The following is a 17,258-nucleotide window of genomic DNA, read 5'->3' as shown; positions in this document are numbered from 1 at the left end:
GGGACTGCGGAATAAATCGGCGGCGCCTGGATAGATCATCCAGAAAACCAGAACAATGCGCGCAGGGGGCTCAGCGCTGGTACGGCGGCGGCACGAAGCCGGCGAAGCGCTGCTGCGTCACCGCCTTGAACTCGGCGGACTGGTAGGCCTCGCGGATGTCCCTGACGAAGGGCTTGTTCAGGTCGGCGGTCTTCACCGCGACCAGGTTCATGTAGTAGTCCGGAATCTTCTCCAGCGCAAGTGCCGAGGTCAGCTTCAGTCCCGAGGCCAGCGCATAGTTGCCGTTGACGAAGGCATAGTCGACATCGTCGAGCGAGCGCGGCAGCTGCGCGGCTTCGAGCTGGACCAGCTTGAGCTTGTGCGGGTTGGTGTCGATATCGCGTTCGCTGGCGCGGATCGGGTCGGTGCCGGGCTTGAGCGTGACCCAGCCGATCTGCTGCAGGATGGCGATGGCGCGCGCCAGGTTGGTCGGGTCGTTCGGCAGCGACACGGTGTTGCCCGCCTTCACCTCGGCCAGCGCCTTGTGCTTGCGGCTGTAGATGCCGATCGGCGCGGTCGGTACCTGAATCACGTCGCTCAGCGCCAGCTTGCGGTCGGCCGAGAATTTCTTCAGGTAGGCCACGTGCTGGAAGGCATTGGCGTCGATGGCGCCGTCGGCCAGCGCCAGGTTGGGCTGCACGTAGTCGCTGAACTCGACGATGGTGACCTTGTAGCCGCGCTGTTCCAGCACCGGCTTGACGCCATAACGGATCTGGTCGGCATACGGGCCGGCGGTGGCGCCGAAGCGGATTTCCTTCTTGTCCGGATCGGCCGCGCCGGCGCCTTGCACCACGCCCAGCGCCAGCACGGCTGCCGCCAGTCGCGCGGCCAGGCCGAATTTCCCGTATTGCATCGGATGCTCCCCTTTGATGTGGTGGTCTGCTCGCGGCGTCGCGCCGTGGCATCGGGCCATTGTATGGAAAAGCAGCCAATGGACGAACGAGCGATTCCGCATGGCGATATGCCGGCACGGAATAAGGACCTACGCTGTAGGCAGGCGTCACCCGTTCGAAAAGCCATGGGAGTTGCCATGCCTGAACAACTGACCAAGCATCCCGACGTCACGATCCAGGTGCTGCGCAGCGCCGGCGCCCGCTGCGGCGCGGGCGAGACCCAGGCCATCCTGCGCAGTTGCCCGCCGGAGCGTTTCTGCAAGCTGCCGGGCGGCGAGGTGTGCGTGTATGGCCTGGATGGCGCCCCGGCGATGACGCAGTTCACCGCCGCCGACTGGCAGTCGCTCGCGCCGCTGGCGCGGGGCAGCGCCGATGGTGCTGGCGCGGGCGCGGGCAGTGGCATGGCGGTGGCGATCTTCGCTGCCGGGTTGGTGGCCGGTGCACTGGCCGCCGCAGTGCTGGCGCGCTGGCGGCGCGGCCGGCGCCGCGGCTAGCCGTGGCTGGCGTGGGTTTTCGCTGGCATGGTGTTTGCGGCGATTACCCGGCCATGACACCGCTGCCGACCGCTTCCGACCACTTCCGCCTGCTTGAGAACGGCGAGGAGTATTTTCCGTGCGTGTTCGACGCCATTGCGCGCGCGCGCGAAAGCGTACTGCTGGAAACTTTTATCCTGTTTGAAGACGAGGTAGGCCACAAATTGCACGCGGCACTGCTGGCTGCCGCGCGCCGCGGCGTGCGCGTGGCCGTGACGGTGGATGGCTTCGGCTCGCATGACCTGTCGCCCGCCTTTATTGCCGGGCTGGTCGACGCGGGCGTGCAGTTCTGCACATTTGCGCCGCGGCCGCGGCTGTTCGGCGTGCGCACGCATATCTTCCGGCGCATGCACCGCAAGCTGATCGCGGTCGATGCCGAGGTCGCGTTCGTCGGTGGCCTCAACTTCTCGGCCCAGCACCTGTACCAGTTCGGGCCGCTGGCCAAGCAGGACTATGCGGTGGAAATCCGCGGGCCGTTCGCGCGCCAGGTGCACGACTTCCTGGTGCGCGCGATGCCCGGCGCGTGTCCGCCGCTCCCTTTGCCGGCGCCCGTGGCCGAACGCGAGGGGACCGCTCCGCGCACGCCTGCCGCACGCGCGTGCCTGGTCACGCGCGACAACCACCGCCACCGCAACGACATCGAGTTTGCCTACCTGGACGCGATCCGCGCGGCGCGGCGCGACGTCATCATCGCCAACGCATACTTCCTGCCGGGCTACCGGCTGCTGCATGCGCTGTGCGAGGCCGCCGCGCGCGGCGTGCGGGTGCGGCTGCTGCTGCAGGGCAAGCCCGACATGCCGTGGGTGGCGCGCGCGGGCGGGCTGCTCTACGCCCATCTGCAGGACGCCGGCGTGCAGATCCTCGAATATGTCGAGCGTCCCTTCCACGGCAAGGTCGCGGTGGTGGACGACAACTGGGCCACGGTCGGCTCCAGCAACCTCGACCCGCTGAGCCTGTCGCTGAACCTCGAGGCCAATCTCGTGATCCGCAATGAAGCCTTCGCGCGCCACCTGCGTGGCCGGCTCGAAGCGCTGATCGGCGCGCGCTGCCGCGCGGTGCCGCCCGGGCAGAAGTCGCCGCGCAGCCGCCTCGATGCGCTGGGCGCGACGCTGATGTTCCACTTCCTGCGCCGTTTCCCGGCGTGGGCGGGCTGGCTGCCGGCACATGCGCCGCGACTGGTGCAGCCGATGCCGGGCGGGCGGCGCAACGCGCGGCGCGTGGTGGTGCTGCGCGGAGGTGCGGAATGACGGGCGCCGAGGCGTTGTCCGCCATCCGCCAGCATGCGCACTGGCCGGCCTGGCGCCGTGCCATCGGCATCCTCTTCATTGCCGCGGTGCTGGCGCTGATTGCGCGCAAGCTCGGCACTATCGACTGGGACGCGGTGCTGGCCGCGCTGCGCGGCTTCAACGCGCGCACGCTGCTGCCGGCAGCCGGTTTCGTCGCCCTGTGCGGGCTGCTGTACAGCCAGTTCGACGTGCTGGGCTGCCGCTATGCCGGGCACCCGTTGCCGCTGCGCCGGGTGATGGCGATCTCCTATGTCAGCTACACGCTCAGCCTCAACCTCGGCGCCACGCTGGGTGGCGCGGGCGTGCGCTACCGGCTGTATTCGCGCGCGGGCTTGAGCGCGCCGCAGGTCTGGAGCCTGTTCGTGGTGGTGGTCACGACCAATTGGCTCGGCTATGCCGTGCTGGCGGGCACCATCCTCGCCGGCGAACTGGTGGTGCTGCCGCCCGAGTGGGGCCTGCCCGCGGCGCTGACGCGGATGCTGGGCATGCTGATGCTGGCAATCCCGGCCGCTTACGTGGCCGCGTGCGCGCTCTGGCACGGCCGCCACCGCACCGTGCGCGACCATGACGTCTATATGCCCACGGTGCGCTTCGCGGCGTTGCAATGCGCGCTGTCGGCGGCCCACTGGATGGCGATGGGCGCGATCCTGTACGCGCTGCTGCATACGCATGCGACGTACTTCACCGTGCTGGGCGTGCTGCTGGCATCGGGGCTGGCGGGCGTGGTGGTGCGCATCCCGGGCGGACTCGGCGTGATCGAGACCGTGTTCCTGACGATGCTGGGCGACCAGGTGCCGCACGGGCTGCTGCTCGCAGCGCTGATCGCTTATCGGTCGCTTTACTACCTGATTCCGCTGATGATCGGCTCGGTGAGCTATTTCGTGCTGGAGGCGCGTGGCAAGCATGGAGGGTAGGTGTGCGCGGGCGTGAACTGCCGGCGCCTGCCCTCTCACCCGGCCCCTCTCGCGCAAGCGGGAGAGGGGCGCAAACCGGGCGGGGTCAGGCGGCCGCCAGCGCGCGATCCAGGTCCTCGATCAGGTCGTCGATGTGCTCGATGCCGATCGACAGCCGCACCATGTCTTCGCTGACACCGGCCGCCTGCAGCTCGGCGGCGTTGAGCTGGCGGTGCGTGGTCGATGCCGGGTGGGTGGCCAGCGACTTGGCATCGCCGATATTGACCAGCCGCGTAAACAGCTGCAGCGCATCGAGGAAGCGCGCGCCGCCTTCGCGGCCGCCCTGCTTCAGGCCGAACGACAGGATGCCGGGGCCGCGGCCGCCCAGGTATTGCTGCACCAGGGCGTGGTCGGCATGGTCGGGCAAGCCGGCAAAATTGACCCATGCCACCTTGGCGTGCTGCTCCAGGTGGCGCGCGATTGCCAGCGCGTTGTCGGTGATGCGGTCCAGCCGCAGCGCCAGCGTCTCGATGCCCTGCAGGATCAGGAAGGCGTTGAAGGGTGACAGCGCCGCGCCAGTATTGCGCAGCGGCACCACGCGCGCGCGGCCGATATAGGCGGCCGGTCCCAGCGCTTCGGTATAGACCACGCCGTGGTACGACACGTCCGGCTCGTTCAGGCGGCGGAAGCGCTCCTTGTGCTGCGCCCACGGGAACTTGCCGCTGTCGACGATGGCGCCGCCGACGCTGTTGCCGTGGCCGCCCAGGTACTTCGTCAGCGAATGCACGACGATATCCGCGCCATGCTCGAACGGCCGGCACAGGTAGGGCGACGGCACCGTGTTGTCGACGATCAGCGGCACGCCGTGGTTGTGCGCCACGCGCGCGATCGCGGCGATATCGACCACGTTGCCTAGCGGGTTGCCCACCGACTCGACGAACACGGCCTTGGTGCGCGCATCGATCAGGTCGCCGAAGCTGGACGGATTGCGGCCGTCGGCAAAGCGGGTCTCGATGCCCGACTGCGGCAGCGTATGCGCCAGCAGGTTGTAGGTGCCGCCGTAGAGCTGGCTGGACGAGACGATGTTGTCGCCGGCCTCGGCAATGGTCTGGATCGCATAGGTGATCGCCGCCATGCCCGACGCCAGCGCCAGCGCGCCGACGCCGCCCTCGAGCGCGGCCAGGCGCTGCTCGAGCACGTCGTTGGTCGGGTTCATGATGCGGCTGTAGATGTTGCCGGCCACCTTCAGGTCGAACAGGTCGGCGCCGTGCTGGGCGTTGTCGAAGGCGTAGGCCACGGTCTGGTAGATAGGCACGGCCACCGCGCGCGTGGTGGGATCTGGCGAGTAGCCGCCATGGACGGCCAGGGTTTCGAGTCTCATCTTCTTCTCTCTTCTTCTCGCTGTTGGTTGCCGGACCGGCGCACGGGGGCAGTGCCTGCCCTGGCGCCGGGCATGCCGAGCAGTGCGCCGCACGGGCGCACCAGGCCGTGCGATGGTACCAGCCGGCCCGCGCACGCTCCTGCGGCGTGGCTGCTATGGTTGCCGACGGCGCTCGCGCGAGGCAAGGAAACTTATTGCATTTGGATATGCGCGGCGCCGCGGCGCAGCGGTCATGCCCCGGCCGCGAGCGGCGGTTCGAGCTGCTGCCAGCGCAAGTTCTCCGGCCGGCGCAGCCCCAGGTGCTCGCGCAGCGTGGTGCCCGTATAGCGCTCGCGGAACAGCCCGCGCCGGCGCAGCTCCGGCAGCACCAGTTCGATGAAATCATCGAGCCCGCCCGGCAGCCAGGGCGGCATGACATTGAAGCCATCGGCGGCCTCGCCCTCGAACCACGCCTGCAGCTGGTCGGCGATGGACTGCGGTGTGCCGTGGATCGACCAGTGGCCGCGCGCGGTGGCCACGCGCAGGCACAGTTGGCGGATGGTGAGCCCCTCGCGCCGGGCCAGGCCGGTAACCAGCTGGAAGCGGCTCTTGGCGCCGTTCGGTTCGGCCAGGTTGTCGGGCAGCGGGCCGTCCAGCGGATAGCCGCTCAGGTCGATCCCGCCCAGGTGCTGCGACAGCAGGGCCAGCCCCACCGACGGATGGATCAGGTTTTGCAGCGCCTCGAATTTTTCGTGCGCCTCAGCCTCGCTGCGGCCCACCACCGGGAACACGCCCGGCAGGATCTTGAGCTGGTCGGGCGTGCGGCCATAGCGCGCGAGCCGCGCTTTCAGGCCGCGATAGAAGGCCTGCGCATCCGCCAGCGACTGCTGCGCGGTGAAGATGACCTCGGCGGTGCGTGCGGCCAGCGCCTGCCCGGCCTCGGACGAGCCGGCCTGCACGATCACCGGATGGCCCTGCGGCGGGCGCGCGACGTTGAGCGGCCCGCGCACCTGGAAGTGCGCGCCGCGATGGTCCAGCGTGTGCAGCTTGTCCGCATCGAAATGCCGGCCGCTGTCCTTGTCATACAGGAAGGCATCGTCCTCCCAGGTGTCCCACAGCCCGGTGACCACGTCTACGAACTCCTCGGCACGGGCGTAGCGGTCAGCGTGCGCGGGATGACGTTCGAGGCTGAAGTTGCGCGCTTCGGCATCCGACCACGATGTGACCACGTTCCAGCCCGCGCGGCCGCCGCTGAGATGGTCGAGCGAGGCGAACTTGCGCGCCACATGAAAGGGCTCGTTGTAGGTGGTGGAGACGGTCGCCACCAGGCCGATGCGCTGCGTCACCGCCGCCAGTGCCGACAGCAGCGTCAGCGGCTCGAAGGTGGCGGCGCGCGCGGTGCGCGGCAGGGTGGCATCGTCCATGCCGCGGATGGCGACGCCGTCCGCCAGGAACAGCGCATCGAACCCCGCGGCCTCGGCGCGCTGCGCCAGTGCGATGTAGTGCGCCAGGTTGCGCCCGGCATCGGCCTGCGCGCCGGGATGGCGCCATCCGGCGACATGGTGCCCGGTGGCCTGGAGAAAGGCGCCCAGATGCAGTTGGCGCGACGGCTTTTGCGATGTCATCGATCGTGCTCTTCGGAAGAAGCTGGCTGGATCAGGCCGCTTGCCGTTGCGCGGCACCGGCGGACTGGTTGGCCGGCGCCGCGCCCTCGCTGCGCACGCCCGCCTTCACCGCCCTGCTGCGGCGGCCATCCACACCGACCGGAATGTCGCCGGCCACGGTGGCGCGGCGCACCACGCGGTGCGCGTCGCCATAGTCGTTGATGGCGTAGTGCTGGGTGGCGCGGTTGTCCCAGATGGCGACGTCGCCCGCGCGCCAGCGCCAGCGCACGGTGTTCTCCAGCCGGTGCACATGGCCCTGCAGCACGGCAATCAGGTGCGCCGAATCGGCCGACGCGTAGTCCAGCAGCTTCTTGACGAAGTGCCCCAGCACCAGCGTGCGCTCACCGGTTTCCGGGTGCACGCGCACCACCGGGTGCTCGGTCTCGTAGAGCGCCGCGGTGAATACCTCGCGGTAGCGCTTCAGTCCTTCGTCGCTCGGATTGACGCGCGTGGCCGCGTAGTCGTAGTCGTTGGTGTGCAGCGCCCACAGCTTGTCGGCCAGTTCGCGCAGCGGCTCGGGCAGGTCCTGGTAAGCGGCGGCGGTGTTGGCCCACACCGTATCGCCGCCGGCGGCGGGAACGGTCACGGCGCGCAGCACCGAGACCGCGGGATAGGCCAGGTCGAAGGTCACGTCGGTATGCCAGGAATTGGCGCGGCCGCCGTGCTGCGAGTCGAGCTCAAGCAGCTGCGTGCCGTCGCGCGAGGGCACGGTCGGGTGCGGCACGGTGTCGCCGAACAGGCGCGCAAAGCCCTGCTGTGCGGCATCGTCCAGATGCACCTGGTCGCGGAAGAACAGCACCTTGTGCCTGAGCAAGGCTGCGCGGATGGCGGCGAAGGTGGTGGGCGGCAGGTCGCCGTGCAGCGCGACGCCGCGGATCTCGGCGCCGATGCGGCCGGCAACCGGGTGGATGTCGAGCTGGACGGTCTGGTCTGGCGTGGCGTTGGCTTGGGTCATCACGAAGCTCCGGGGATAGGGGTGGGTCAGGCGAGTTCAGGTTCGGGGGCCCGCTGCACGACGGGCTCCTGCCCGGCGAATTCGCGCAGCACGGCATCGCGCGCCCGCGCGAAGGGAATTCCGGCGCGTTCGCGCGGATGCGGCAGGTCCACCGGCAGGATGCGGCGGATGCGGCCGGGCCGGGGTTCCATCACCACCACGCGGTCGCCCAGGAAGACGGCTTCCTCGACGTCGTGGGTGACCAGGATCATGGTGATGCCCTCGGCCTGCCAGATGCGCTGCAGCTCCTGCTGCAGGTAGGCCCGCGTCATCGCATCGAGCGCGCCGAAGGGCTCGTCGAGCAGCAGGATCTCCGGCCGCGTCACCAGTGCCCGCGCAATCGCCACGCGCTGCGACATGCCGCCAGAGAGCTGGTGCGGATAGGCCTGTTCGAAGCCGCGCAGGCCAACCAGCGCGATATGCTCGGCGACGTTGCGGTCTTTCTCCGCGTCGCTGCCTGGGGTGTTGAGCAGCGCCAGCCGGATGTTCTGCTCGACTGTCAGCCACGGGAACAGGCGATGCTCCTGGAACACGATGCCGCGCTGCAGGCTGGTGCCCGATACGCGCTTGCCGTCCAGCAGGATCTCGCCGCGGTAATCCTGTTCCAGCCCTACCACCAGCCGCAGCAGGGTGGACTTGCCGCAGCCGCTGGCGCCGACGATGCTGACGAACTCGCCCGGGGCGATGGTCAGGGTGATGTCCTCCAGCACGGGCAGCGCCCGGCCCTCGACTTCGTACTGCTTGTGCAGGTGCGCGATGCTTAGCGTGCCGGCATGTGGCATTTGTGGTCTCCGTTCAATAGGGGGCAGCGCGGCTCAGCCCGCGGCCACCGAGCGCCCGCGCCAGGCGAGCAGGCGGGATTCGACGCGGCTGGCGATCCAGTTCAGCGTGAAGCCGACCAGGCCGACCACGATCACGCCGAAGATCACCAGGTCCATCCAGAAGTTTTCGCGGCCGTCGGTCATGGTGTTGCCGATGCCCTTGCCGGATACCAGCAGGTACTCCGCGCCGAGCGTCGCCAGCCACGCATAGATCAGCCCCAGGTGGATGCCGGCGAAGATCGACGGGGCCGCCGACGGCAGCACCACGCGCCACAGTACCTGGGTGCGGTTGAAGCGCAGGACACGCGCCACCTCGAGCAGGTCGGCCGGCACGGCGCGGATGCCTTCGAAGGTGTTCAGCACCACCGGGAAGAATGCGGCCAGCGACAGGAACACCACCTTGGCGGCATCGCCCAGCCCGAACCAGACCGAGATCAGCGGGATCCATGCAAACAGCGAGATCTGCTTGACCGTGTGAAAGCTCGGGCCGACCAGTCGCTCGAGCAGGCGCGACAGGCCCAGCGCCGTGCCGAACACCAGCCCGGCGCTGGCGCCGATGGCAAAGCCGGCCAGGTCGCGCCACAGGCTGGCGGCCAATGCCGTGGCCAGCGCGCCGCTCTGCAGCTGGCGCACCGCGGTGTCCCAGACGCTGGAGACTGGCACCAGCAGCGGCGAAGTGGTCCAGCCAAAGCGCACGGCGGCCCACCACAACGCGAGCAGCGCGAGCGGCAGCACCCAGCCGCGCAAGGCGCGGGGCAGGCGAATACGGCGGCGGATAGCAGAAGTGGTCATCGCGGCCTCGCCTCAGAAGCCCGGCTTGCGCCAGCGCAGCACCGCTCCTTCGGCCAGCGCCAGGGTCTTGTCCAGCGCAAAGCCCACCACGCCCACCACCACCACGGCGGCCAGCACCATGTCGAGCTGGAATAGCTGGCGCCCGTAGACGATCATGTAGCCCAGCCCCTCGGACGAGGCCAGCAGCTCCACCACCACCAGTGCCAGCCACGCGTGCGTCAGGCCGTAGCGCACGCCGTTCCACACCGGCGCGGCCGCGGCGGGCAGCACCACGCGCGACAGCGTCTGCCAGCGCGTGAGCCTCAGCACCCGCGCCACTTCCAGGTAGCGTGTCGGCACGCTGCCGATGCCCTTGTACGTGTTCAGCGCCACCGGCACGAAGGCGGCCTTGGCGATCAGGATCACCTTGAGCGCTTCGTCGATGCCGACCAGCAGCATCAGCAGCGGCAGCCAGCCCAGCACCGGCACCTGGCTGAACGCCTTGAAGGTCGGGTAGACGTAGTCGCGCAACGTCGGCGACAGGCCCATGGCCGCGCCCAGCGCCAGGCCACCGGCCAGCCCCACGGCAAAGCCACCGGCCACGCGCAGTGCGCTGATGGCCAGGTTGGCCTGCAGTTCGCCGCTTTGCCAGAGGTCGGCCAGCGTGCGTGCGACGTCCTCGGGCGCCGGCAGCACCTGCGGCGGAATCCAGGCATTGCGGGCGGCCACGTACCAGACCAGCAGCAGCGCCAGCGGCACCGGCCAGGCCAGCAGCCAGCGGGTGGCATCCTGCCAGCGCAGTGGCCTGCGCGGAGCCGCCACGCACGGCGCCGCGGCGGCGGGCAGTGAAAGCGAATCGGCGACAGACATGATGTCAGGCTCCCAGGATCTTGCCGTTGGGTTGGTAGACGGGCCAGTAGCTCTGCAGGCTCAGGTCGTTGAGCGCAGCCTTCAGGAAGCGCTGGTCGATCCACTGGTCCACGTCAAAGCGCGCACGGCTCAGCTTGAAGCGATAGGCCTGCTCGACCGCGTCCTTGTAGCGGCTGACCAGGAAGGGATCGAAATTCGGGTTCAGCCGCACCCGCAGCGGCTCGCCGTCGAAGTCCTCCTTCCAGTGGTCATAAGGCGTACCCGCGCGCGCCCAGGTGCGCAGCACTTCTTCACGATGGCTCTCGTCCGAGGCCCACCGCGCCGCCTCGACCGCGGCCTTCACCAGGTGCTGCGTGGCCTCCGGATAGCGCCCGGCGAATTCGTCGCTCACCAGTACGTGGCTTTGCCGTGTGTAGATCGGCGACTGGTTCTTGCTGGAGTAAAGGATGCGCACCGCGCCCTTGTCGCGCAGGCGCAGGATGTCCATGGCACCGATGGCGGCGTCGATGTCGCGCGTGGACAGCGCCGCCAGGTAGCCGGCCGTGTCCAGGTTCAGCAGGCGCAGGTCCTTGTCGGTCAGCCCGTTCGCTTCCAGCAGGCGCAGCGCCGGCAGATGCATGTTGGTGCCCTTGAACAGCGACACGCGCTTGCCGCGCAGGTCGCTGACCGTCTTCAGCGGCGAATCGGGCGGCACCCCCACGTAGATGTTGGCGCGCACTCCAGTGGCCAGCACCAGCCGCGTCTTCAGGCCCGCGGAGCGCGCCACGATGGACGGCAGGTCGCCCTGCAGCGCGAAGTCGAGCTGGCGGTTGGCCAGCGCCTCGTTGACGGCGGGGCCGGCGCCCTTGAAGAAGAACCACTCCACGCGCGTGCCGGTCGGCTTGAACGATTCCTCGAGCCAGCCGCGCGCATGGGCAATCGCCAGCGAGCTGCCGGCAAAGCTGGGCGGGGTGCCGGTGGCGGGCTGGGCCACGCCGACGCGGATCACGTCGGGCCGCGCGGCCGGGCTGGCGCTGAACGCGGACAGCGGCGACAGCGACGCGGCCATGCCCAGCCCGGACCAGGCCGCGCAGCGCAGCAGCTCGCGGCGGGTCAGCGTGGGTGCAGCGGTGGCATCGGGGCGCGGGGTCGTCATGATGCAGACCTTCTTGAAGTGGAGGACGGCTCCACGATAAGCGGCGCTGCGCGCGGACCTGAACGAATGATTCCGGCTTTGGTTATCGGCCCCGCGCATATGGCGCGCAGGGCGGCGTTGGCATATCGGCATGCAATCTTCTTCGTTGGCCGAGTGCCGGTGCTGTCCTACAGTCTGCGCATTTTGATCGCTACCAGACTGACCACGCCCTCACGATGAGCAATGACCTGAGTTCCGGCCGCCGGCGCTTCCTGCAGCGCGGGGCGGTGCTGGGCGCCGCCGCGGCCGGCGCCGCCACTGCGGCGCGCGCTGAACCCCTGACGGTTGCGCCGTGGACGCGCACGCCGGGCGAGCCCGTGCTGTGGCATGCCTACGGCCAGCCGTCCCCGTTCGAGAAAGACGTGGTGCGGCGCAGCCGCGGCGCGGCGCCGCTGCCTGGCGCCAATTCGTCGATGACGCCGCTGCAGGACCTGCGCGGCATCATCACGCCGACCGGGCTGGTGTTCGAGCGCCACCACGCCGGCATTCCGCTGATCGACCCGGCACGACACCGGCTCGCGGTGCACGGGCTGGTGGCGCGCCCGCGCGTTTTCACCATGGACGACCTGGTGCGGTTGCCGTCGGTGTCGCGCATCCATTTTTTGGAGTGTTCCGGCAATACCGGGCGCGAGTGGAAGGCACCGGCTGCAAAGTCGGTGCAGATCAGCCACGGACTGCTGTCCTGCTGCGAATGGACCGGCGTGCCGCTGTCAGTGGTGCTGGACGAGGCCGGCGTGGCGCCGGAGGCGGCGTGGGTGCTGGCCGAGGGCGCCGACGCCGCGGCCATGACGCGCAGCGTGCCGCTGGCCAAGGCACGGGAAGACGCGCTGCTGGTCTATGCGCAGAACGGCGAGATGCTGCGGCCCGAGCATGGTTATCCGCTGCGGCTGTTCCTGCCGGGCTATGAGGGCAACATGAGCATCAAGTGGCTGCGGCGCCTGAAGCTGGGCCGCGCGCCGTTCATGTCGCGCGAAGAGACCGCCAAGTACACCGACTCGCTGCCCGACGGCAGCGCGCGGCAGTTCACCTTCCTGATGGACGTGAAATCCGTGATCACCTTCCCTGCTCCGGACCACAGGCTGCGCGAGCGCGGCTTCTACGAGATCTCTGGCCTGGCGTGGTCCGGCCACGGCCGTATCCGGCGCGTCGAAGTGTCGGTCGATGGCGGGCGCAGCTGGCGCGAGGCACAGCTGCAGGAGCCGGTGCTGGACCGCGCGCTGGTGCGCTTTCGCCTGCCGTGGCGCTGGGATGGCGGCCCGGCCGCGCTGGAGAGCCGCGCCATCGATGAAGCCGGCAATGTCCAGCCCACGCCGGACCAGCTGGTGGCCGCGCGTGGCGTGGCTTCCACCTATCACTACAACGCGATCCAGCGCTGGCGCGTGGGCGCGGACGGGAGCATTGCCAATGCGCGTGCCTGAACCGATCCGCGGCGCCGCCGCGATGCTGGCGCTGGCCTGCGCTGCCCATGGTGCCGCTGCGCAGTCCTACGGCCTGGGCCGCCCCGCCAGCGAGCGCGAGCTTGCCGCGTGGAATATCGATGTCACGCCGGATGGGGCGGGCCTGCCGCCGGGCCGCGGCACGGTCGCGCAAGGCCAGCAGGTCTATGCGCAACGCTGTGCCGCGTGCCACGGCGCCAATGGCGAAGGCAAGCCCGCCGATGCGCTGGTAGGCGGGCAAGGCACGCTGGCGGATGCCGCCAAAGGCAAGGATCCGGTCAAGACCATCGGCAGCTTCTGGCCCTATGCGACCACGGTGTTCGACTTCATCAACCGTGCCATGCCGTACGACGCGCCGCAGAGCCTGACGTCGGACGAGGTCTATGCCGTGACCGCATGGCTGCTGCACAGGAACGGCATCGTCCCCGCCGATGCGGTGCTGGACGCGCGCACCCTGCCGCAGGTGAAGATGCCGAACCGCGCTGGCTTTGTCGCCGACGCGCGTCCGGACACGGCCAACGTGCCCTGCCGCAGCGGCTGCCCCGGCAAGCCCTGAGCCGTGCCGGCCGTGACGGGGCACGGCAATGTCAAGACATGGATATGCGCTGAGCGGATAAGGGCCAGCGATATGATTCGTTGACCCTGCGCTGGCCCGCTCTCTACAGTGCAAGCTTGTACGCGGCATCACGGATGCCGCATCGGCTTTCCCCCCGTATGCCAGAGCCTGCCATGACGACCGCAACCGCCCACCCCCGCGCTTCGCGCCCGCACAGCGCACCGCTTGCCACCGCTTCTTCTTCCGTTGCCCCAGTTCGCTTCGAGATCCGCCCGCTCGATGCGCCGCTGGGCGCCGAGGTGATCGGACTGGACCTGTCGCAACCGCTGTCGGCAGCGGAGTTCGCGCGCATCCATCGCGCCCACCTCGACCACCACGTGCTGGTATTCCGCGACCAGCGCATCACGCCCGCACAGCAGATCGCCTTCAGCCGCCGCTTCGGCCCGCTGCAGGTCCACGTGCTGCACCAGTTTCAGCTGCCCGGCCATCCGGAGGTGCTGGTGGTCTCCAACGTGGTCGAGGACGGCAAGCCGATCGGGCTGGGCGATGCCGGCCATTTCTGGCATTCGGACCTGTCGTACAAGGAGCGGCCCAGCCTGGGCTCGCTGCTGCATGCGCGCGAGCTGCCCGCCGAAGGCGGCGATACGCTGTTCGCCAACATGCACCTGGCGTGGGACACGCTGCCGGCCGCGCTCCAGCGCGCGGTCGAAGGCAGGCAAGCCGAACACACCTACCTGGCCCGCTACGCCGAGCTGCAGCAGCGCAGCCCGTGGCGGCCCGACCTGACGCCGGAGCAGGTGGCGCAGGTCCGGCCGGTGCTGCAGCCGGTGGTACGGACCCATCCGGAAACCGGGCGCAAGGCGCTGTTCGTCAGCGAACACTTCACCACCCGCATCGTCGGCCTGCCCGAGGACGAAAGCCGCGCGCTGCTGGACCAGTTGTTTGCGCACAGCGTCAAGCCTGCCCATCTATACCGCCACCGCTGGCAGCCGCACGACCTGGTGTTCTGGGACAACCGCTCGCTACTGCACCTGGCCGCGGGCTGTCCGCCGCACCTGCGGCGCGTGATGTACCGCACCACCATCGAAGGCGACGTGCCGCGCTGAGCGCGGCAACGCTTCGCAAGCCATCCCTTGGCGTTCGCTTGCGCGAACGCCGCTCCAACGCATGCCCCGGAATCATGAACATGTTCACTCGTCTTTCCCGCAAGCTCGGCCTGCTGGCGCTCGGCGCCGGCCTGGCCCTCACCGGCAGCGCGCACGCCGAAGGCCGGCTGCGCATTGCCGAACAATTCGGCGTGGTCTACCTGCTGCTCAACGTGGCGCGCGACCAGCAGCTGATCGAGAAGCACGGCCGGCAGCACGGCGTCGACATCAAGGTCGAATGGACCCAGCTGTCCGGCGGCGCCGCGGTCAATGACGCGCTGCTGTCTGGCGCCATCGATATTGCCGGCGCCGGCGTGGGGCCACTGCTGACGCTGTGGGACCGTACCCACGGCAAGCAGAACGTGCGTGGCGTCGCCTCGCTGGGCAACTTCCCCTACTACCTGGTCAGCAACAATACCAAGGTCCGCACCATTGCCGATTTCACCGACAAGGACCGCATCGCGCTGCCGGCGGTCGGCGTCTCGGTGCAGTCGCGCGTGCTGCAGCTCGCCGCGGCCAGGCAGTGGGGCGACAAGGAATACAACCGCCTCGACAAGTGGACCGTGGCGGTGCCGCATCCGGATGCGGCGGCGGCCATCATTGCCGGCGGCACCGAGATCACCGGCCACTTCGGCAACCCGCCGTTCCAGGAGCAGGAGCTGGCCGGCAACCCGAATGCGCGCATCGTGCTGAACTCATACGACGTGCTGGGCGGACCGAGCTCGGCCACGGTGCTGTACGCCACCGAGAAGTTCCGCAACGACAACCCGAAGACCTATCGCGCCTTTGTCGATGCGCTGGCCGAGGCCGCCGCCTTTGCCACCGCCAATCCCGAGGCCGCCGCCGACATCTACCTGCGCCAGAGCAAGGCGCGCACCGACCGCGCGCTGCTGCTGCGCGTGCTGAAGAACCCGCAGGTGCAGTTCCGCGTCGCGCCGCAGAACACCTTCGCGCTGGCGTCGTTCATGCATCGTGTCGGCGCGATCCGCAACCAGCCCAAGTCCTGGCAGGACTATTTCTTCCCGGATCCGGTCACCGCGCAAGGGAGCTGAGCATGGCCACCCACAACCTGCGCGTGGTCTCGGACCGCGCCGCGCCGCTGCTGCAGGTGGACGGCGTGTCGCTGGAGTACCGCACGCCCGAACGCATCGTGCGCGCCACGCACCGCGTCAGCTTCGACGTGCACGCGGGCGACCGCTTCGTGCTGCTGGGCCCTTCGGGCTGCGGCAAGTCCACGCTGCTGAAGGCGGTGGCGGGCTTCGTCGCGCCCAGCGAGGGCGAGATCCGGCTCGAGGGCCGGCGCGTGCAGCAGCCTGGCCCGGACCGCATCGTGGTGTTCCAGGAGTTCGACCAGCTGCCGCCGTGGAAGACGGTGCTGCAGAACGTGATGTTCCCGCTGCGGCACGCGCACGGCCTGTCGCGCGCGGCCGCGGGCGAGCTGGCACTGGACAGCCTGCGCAAGGTGGGCCTGGCCGAGTTTGCCGGTGCCTATCCGCACACCTTGTCGGGCGGCATGAAGCAGCGCGTGGCGATTGCGCGCGCGCTGGCGATGCGGCCCAAGGTGCTGCTGATGGACGAACCCTTTGCCGCGCTCGACGCCCTGACGCGCCGGCGCATGCAGGAAGAACTGCTGGCGCTGTGCGCTGACGCCGCGCTGACGCTGCTGTTCGTGACCCATTCGATCGAAGAAGCGCTGGTGGTGGGCAGCCGCATCCTGCTGCTGTCGCCGCATCCGGGGCGCGTGCGCGCGGAGCTCGACAGTCACCAGTTCAGCCTGGCCAGCCAGGGCAGCGCCGAGTTCCAGGCCGCGGCGCAGCGCATCCACGGCCTGCTGTTCGACACGCCCGCCACCGTGGCACAGCCGCCGGCGCGCACTGCGGCGGCGCGCTGAAAACCGACATCGCATCATGACCCAACCCTCCCTAAACCTGGCCGGCCCGCTGCGGCCCGAATACGAGCGCGAGCCCGAGCCCTTCACCGCAGCCCCGCTGGCGCGCGCACTGCCGTGGCACCAGCGGGCGTGGCAGCAGGACTGGCTGCGCAAGGCGCTGATCCTGCTGGCGCTGGGACTGATCTGGGAAGCCGTGGCGCGCGTCCACGACAACGCGCTGCTGCTGCCGTCCTGCCTGGACACGCTGCGCGCCTTCGGCGCCGCGGTGGCAAGCGGCGAGCTGCCGGGCAAGGCGGCGATCTCGCTGTCGGTGCTGCTGCGCGGTTATGCCGCCGGCATCGTGCTGGCGTTCGTGCTGACCTCGCTGGCGGTATCGACGCGCCTCGGGCGCGACCTGCTGGACACGCTTACCGCCATGTTCAACCCGCTGCCGGCGATTGCGCTGTTGCCGCTGGCGCTGCTGTGGTTCGGGCTGGGCACCGGCAGCCTGGTGTTCGTGCTGATCCATTCGGTGCTGTGGCCGCTGGCGCTGAACATGTACGCGGGCTTTCGCGCGGTGCCGCTGACACTGCGCATGGCCGGGCGCAACTACGGGCTGCGCGGGCTGCGCTATGTCGCGCTGGTGCTGGTGCCGGCGGCGCTACCCGCGATCCTGTCGGGCCTGAAGATCGGCTGGGCCTTCGCCTGGCGCACGCTGATCGCCGCCGAGCTGGTGTTCGGCGCGTCGTCGGGGCAGGGCGGGCTGGGCTGGTTCATCTTCCAGAACCGCAATGAACTCTATACCGACCGCGTCTTCGCCGGGCTGGCCGCGGTGATCCTGATTGGCCTGCTGGTCGAGGGGCTGGTGTTCACCACGCTGGAGCGGCTGACCGTGCGCCGCTGGGGCATGCAGCACTAGCCTTGTCCGATGCCGCGCGAACGCGTAGGCTACG

General features: G+C 69.4%; 17 protein-coding genes. 9 read left to right on the top strand and 8 right to left on the bottom strand.

Features of this window, described 5'->3' with window-relative positions:
- Positions 1–70: 70 nt before the first annotated feature.
- Entirely contained in the window at positions 71–892 is an 822-nt protein-coding gene (locus A3AG_RS0116140) for a MetQ/NlpA family ABC transporter substrate-binding protein (protein WP_018006415.1), read from the bottom strand.
- Positions 893–1,069: 177 nt separating this feature from the next.
- Here A3AG_RS0116140 and A3AG_RS0116135 point away from each other — a divergent pair, with 177 nt between their 5' ends.
- From A3AG_RS0116135 to A3AG_RS0116125, 3 genes are read left to right on the top strand one after another with little or no spacing between them, the layout of a single operon-like run.
- The gene (locus A3AG_RS0116135) at positions 1,070–1,426 is read left to right on the top strand and encodes a hypothetical protein (protein WP_018006414.1); all 357 of its coding nucleotides are present in this window, start codon (positions 1,070–1,072) and stop codon (positions 1,424–1,426) included.
- 53 nt (positions 1,427–1,479) lie between these two features.
- Positions 1,480–2,712, top strand: coding sequence for a cardiolipin synthase ClsB (gene clsB, locus A3AG_RS0116130; RefSeq protein WP_018006413.1), 1,233 nt, complete (start codon positions 1,480–1,482; stop codon positions 2,710–2,712).
- Positions 2,709–3,665, top strand: coding sequence for a lysylphosphatidylglycerol synthase domain-containing protein (locus tag A3AG_RS0116125; RefSeq protein ID WP_018006412.1), 957 nt, complete (start codon positions 2,709–2,711; stop codon positions 3,663–3,665). The genes clsB and A3AG_RS0116125 overlap by 4 nt, the downstream gene beginning before the upstream one ends.
- A gap of 85 nt (positions 3,666–3,750) precedes the next feature.
- On the opposite strand, the gene A3AG_RS0116120 is transcribed toward A3AG_RS0116125, so the two are convergent.
- The 7 genes from A3AG_RS0116120 to A3AG_RS0116090 form a co-directional block, all read right to left on the bottom strand.
- Entirely contained in the window at positions 3,751–5,025 is a 1,275-nt protein-coding gene (locus A3AG_RS0116120) for an O-acetylhomoserine aminocarboxypropyltransferase/cysteine synthase family protein (protein WP_018006411.1), read from the bottom strand.
- Positions 5,026–5,255: 230 nt separating this feature from the next.
- On the bottom strand, positions 5,256–6,629 hold the full coding sequence (locus tag A3AG_RS0116115; protein ID WP_018006410.1) for an LLM class flavin-dependent oxidoreductase: 1,374 nt from the start codon (positions 6,627–6,629) through the stop codon (positions 5,256–5,258).
- A 31-nt stretch (positions 6,630–6,660) separates the two neighbouring features.
- Positions 6,661–7,623 carry a TauD/TfdA dioxygenase family protein gene (locus A3AG_RS0116110; protein WP_018006409.1) on the bottom strand — a complete coding sequence of 321 codons (963 nt, stop codon included), beginning with the start codon at positions 7,621–7,623 and terminating at the stop codon, positions 6,661–6,663.
- A 26-nt stretch (positions 7,624–7,649) separates the two neighbouring features.
- Complete coding sequence (locus A3AG_RS0116105) at positions 7,650–8,444, bottom strand: ABC transporter ATP-binding protein (protein WP_018006408.1); 795 nt, start codon at positions 8,442–8,444, stop codon at positions 7,650–7,652.
- 33 nt (positions 8,445–8,477) lie between these two features.
- Positions 8,478–9,275, bottom strand: coding sequence for an ABC transporter permease (locus A3AG_RS0116100; RefSeq protein ID WP_018006407.1), 798 nt, complete (start codon positions 9,273–9,275; stop codon positions 8,478–8,480).
- A 12-nt stretch (positions 9,276–9,287) separates the two neighbouring features.
- Entirely contained in the window at positions 9,288–10,124 is an 837-nt protein-coding gene (locus tag A3AG_RS0116095; RefSeq protein ID WP_018006406.1) for an ABC transporter permease, read from the bottom strand.
- Between the two features lie 4 nt (positions 10,125–10,128).
- The gene (locus A3AG_RS0116090) at positions 10,129–11,259 is read right to left on the bottom strand and encodes an ABC transporter substrate-binding protein (RefSeq protein WP_018006405.1); all 1,131 of its coding nucleotides are present in this window, start codon (positions 11,257–11,259) and stop codon (positions 10,129–10,131) included.
- Positions 11,260–11,474: 215 nt separating this feature from the next.
- On the opposite strand from A3AG_RS0116090, the gene soxC reads away from it, so the two are divergent.
- From soxC to A3AG_RS0116060, 6 genes are all read left to right on the top strand, one after another.
- Positions 11,475–12,716: a sulfite dehydrogenase gene (gene soxC, locus A3AG_RS0116085; RefSeq protein WP_018006404.1), complete on the top strand. Its 1,242-nt coding sequence runs from the start codon at positions 11,475–11,477 to the stop codon at positions 12,714–12,716.
- Entirely contained in the window at positions 12,703–13,290 is a 588-nt protein-coding gene (locus A3AG_RS0116080; RefSeq protein WP_018006403.1) for a c-type cytochrome, read from the top strand. Before soxC ends, A3AG_RS0116080 begins: the two co-directional genes overlap by 14 nt.
- Before the next feature lie 173 nt (positions 13,291–13,463).
- Positions 13,464–14,396, top strand: coding sequence for a TauD/TfdA dioxygenase family protein (locus A3AG_RS0116075; RefSeq protein WP_051073526.1), 933 nt, complete (start codon positions 13,464–13,466; stop codon positions 14,394–14,396).
- An 80-nt stretch (positions 14,397–14,476) separates the two neighbouring features.
- On the top strand, positions 14,477–15,487 hold the full coding sequence (locus A3AG_RS0116070; protein WP_026164227.1) for an ABC transporter substrate-binding protein: 1,011 nt from the start codon (positions 14,477–14,479) through the stop codon (positions 15,485–15,487).
- 2 nt (positions 15,488–15,489) lie between these two features.
- A complete protein-coding gene (locus A3AG_RS0116065) occupies positions 15,490–16,326 on the top strand; it encodes an ABC transporter ATP-binding protein (protein WP_018006400.1) in 837 nt (278 codons plus the stop codon).
- Between the two features lie 16 nt (positions 16,327–16,342).
- Entirely contained in the window at positions 16,343–17,224 is an 882-nt protein-coding gene (locus A3AG_RS0116060) for an ABC transporter permease (protein ID WP_018006399.1), read from the top strand.
- Positions 17,225–17,258: the final 34 nt, after the last annotated feature.

The organism is Cupriavidus neocaledonicus (assembly GCF_000372525.1).
GTDB lineage: Bacteria > Pseudomonadota > Gammaproteobacteria > Burkholderiales > Burkholderiaceae > Cupriavidus > Cupriavidus neocaledonicus.
This window is presented reverse-complemented; position numbering and strand designations above follow the sequence as displayed.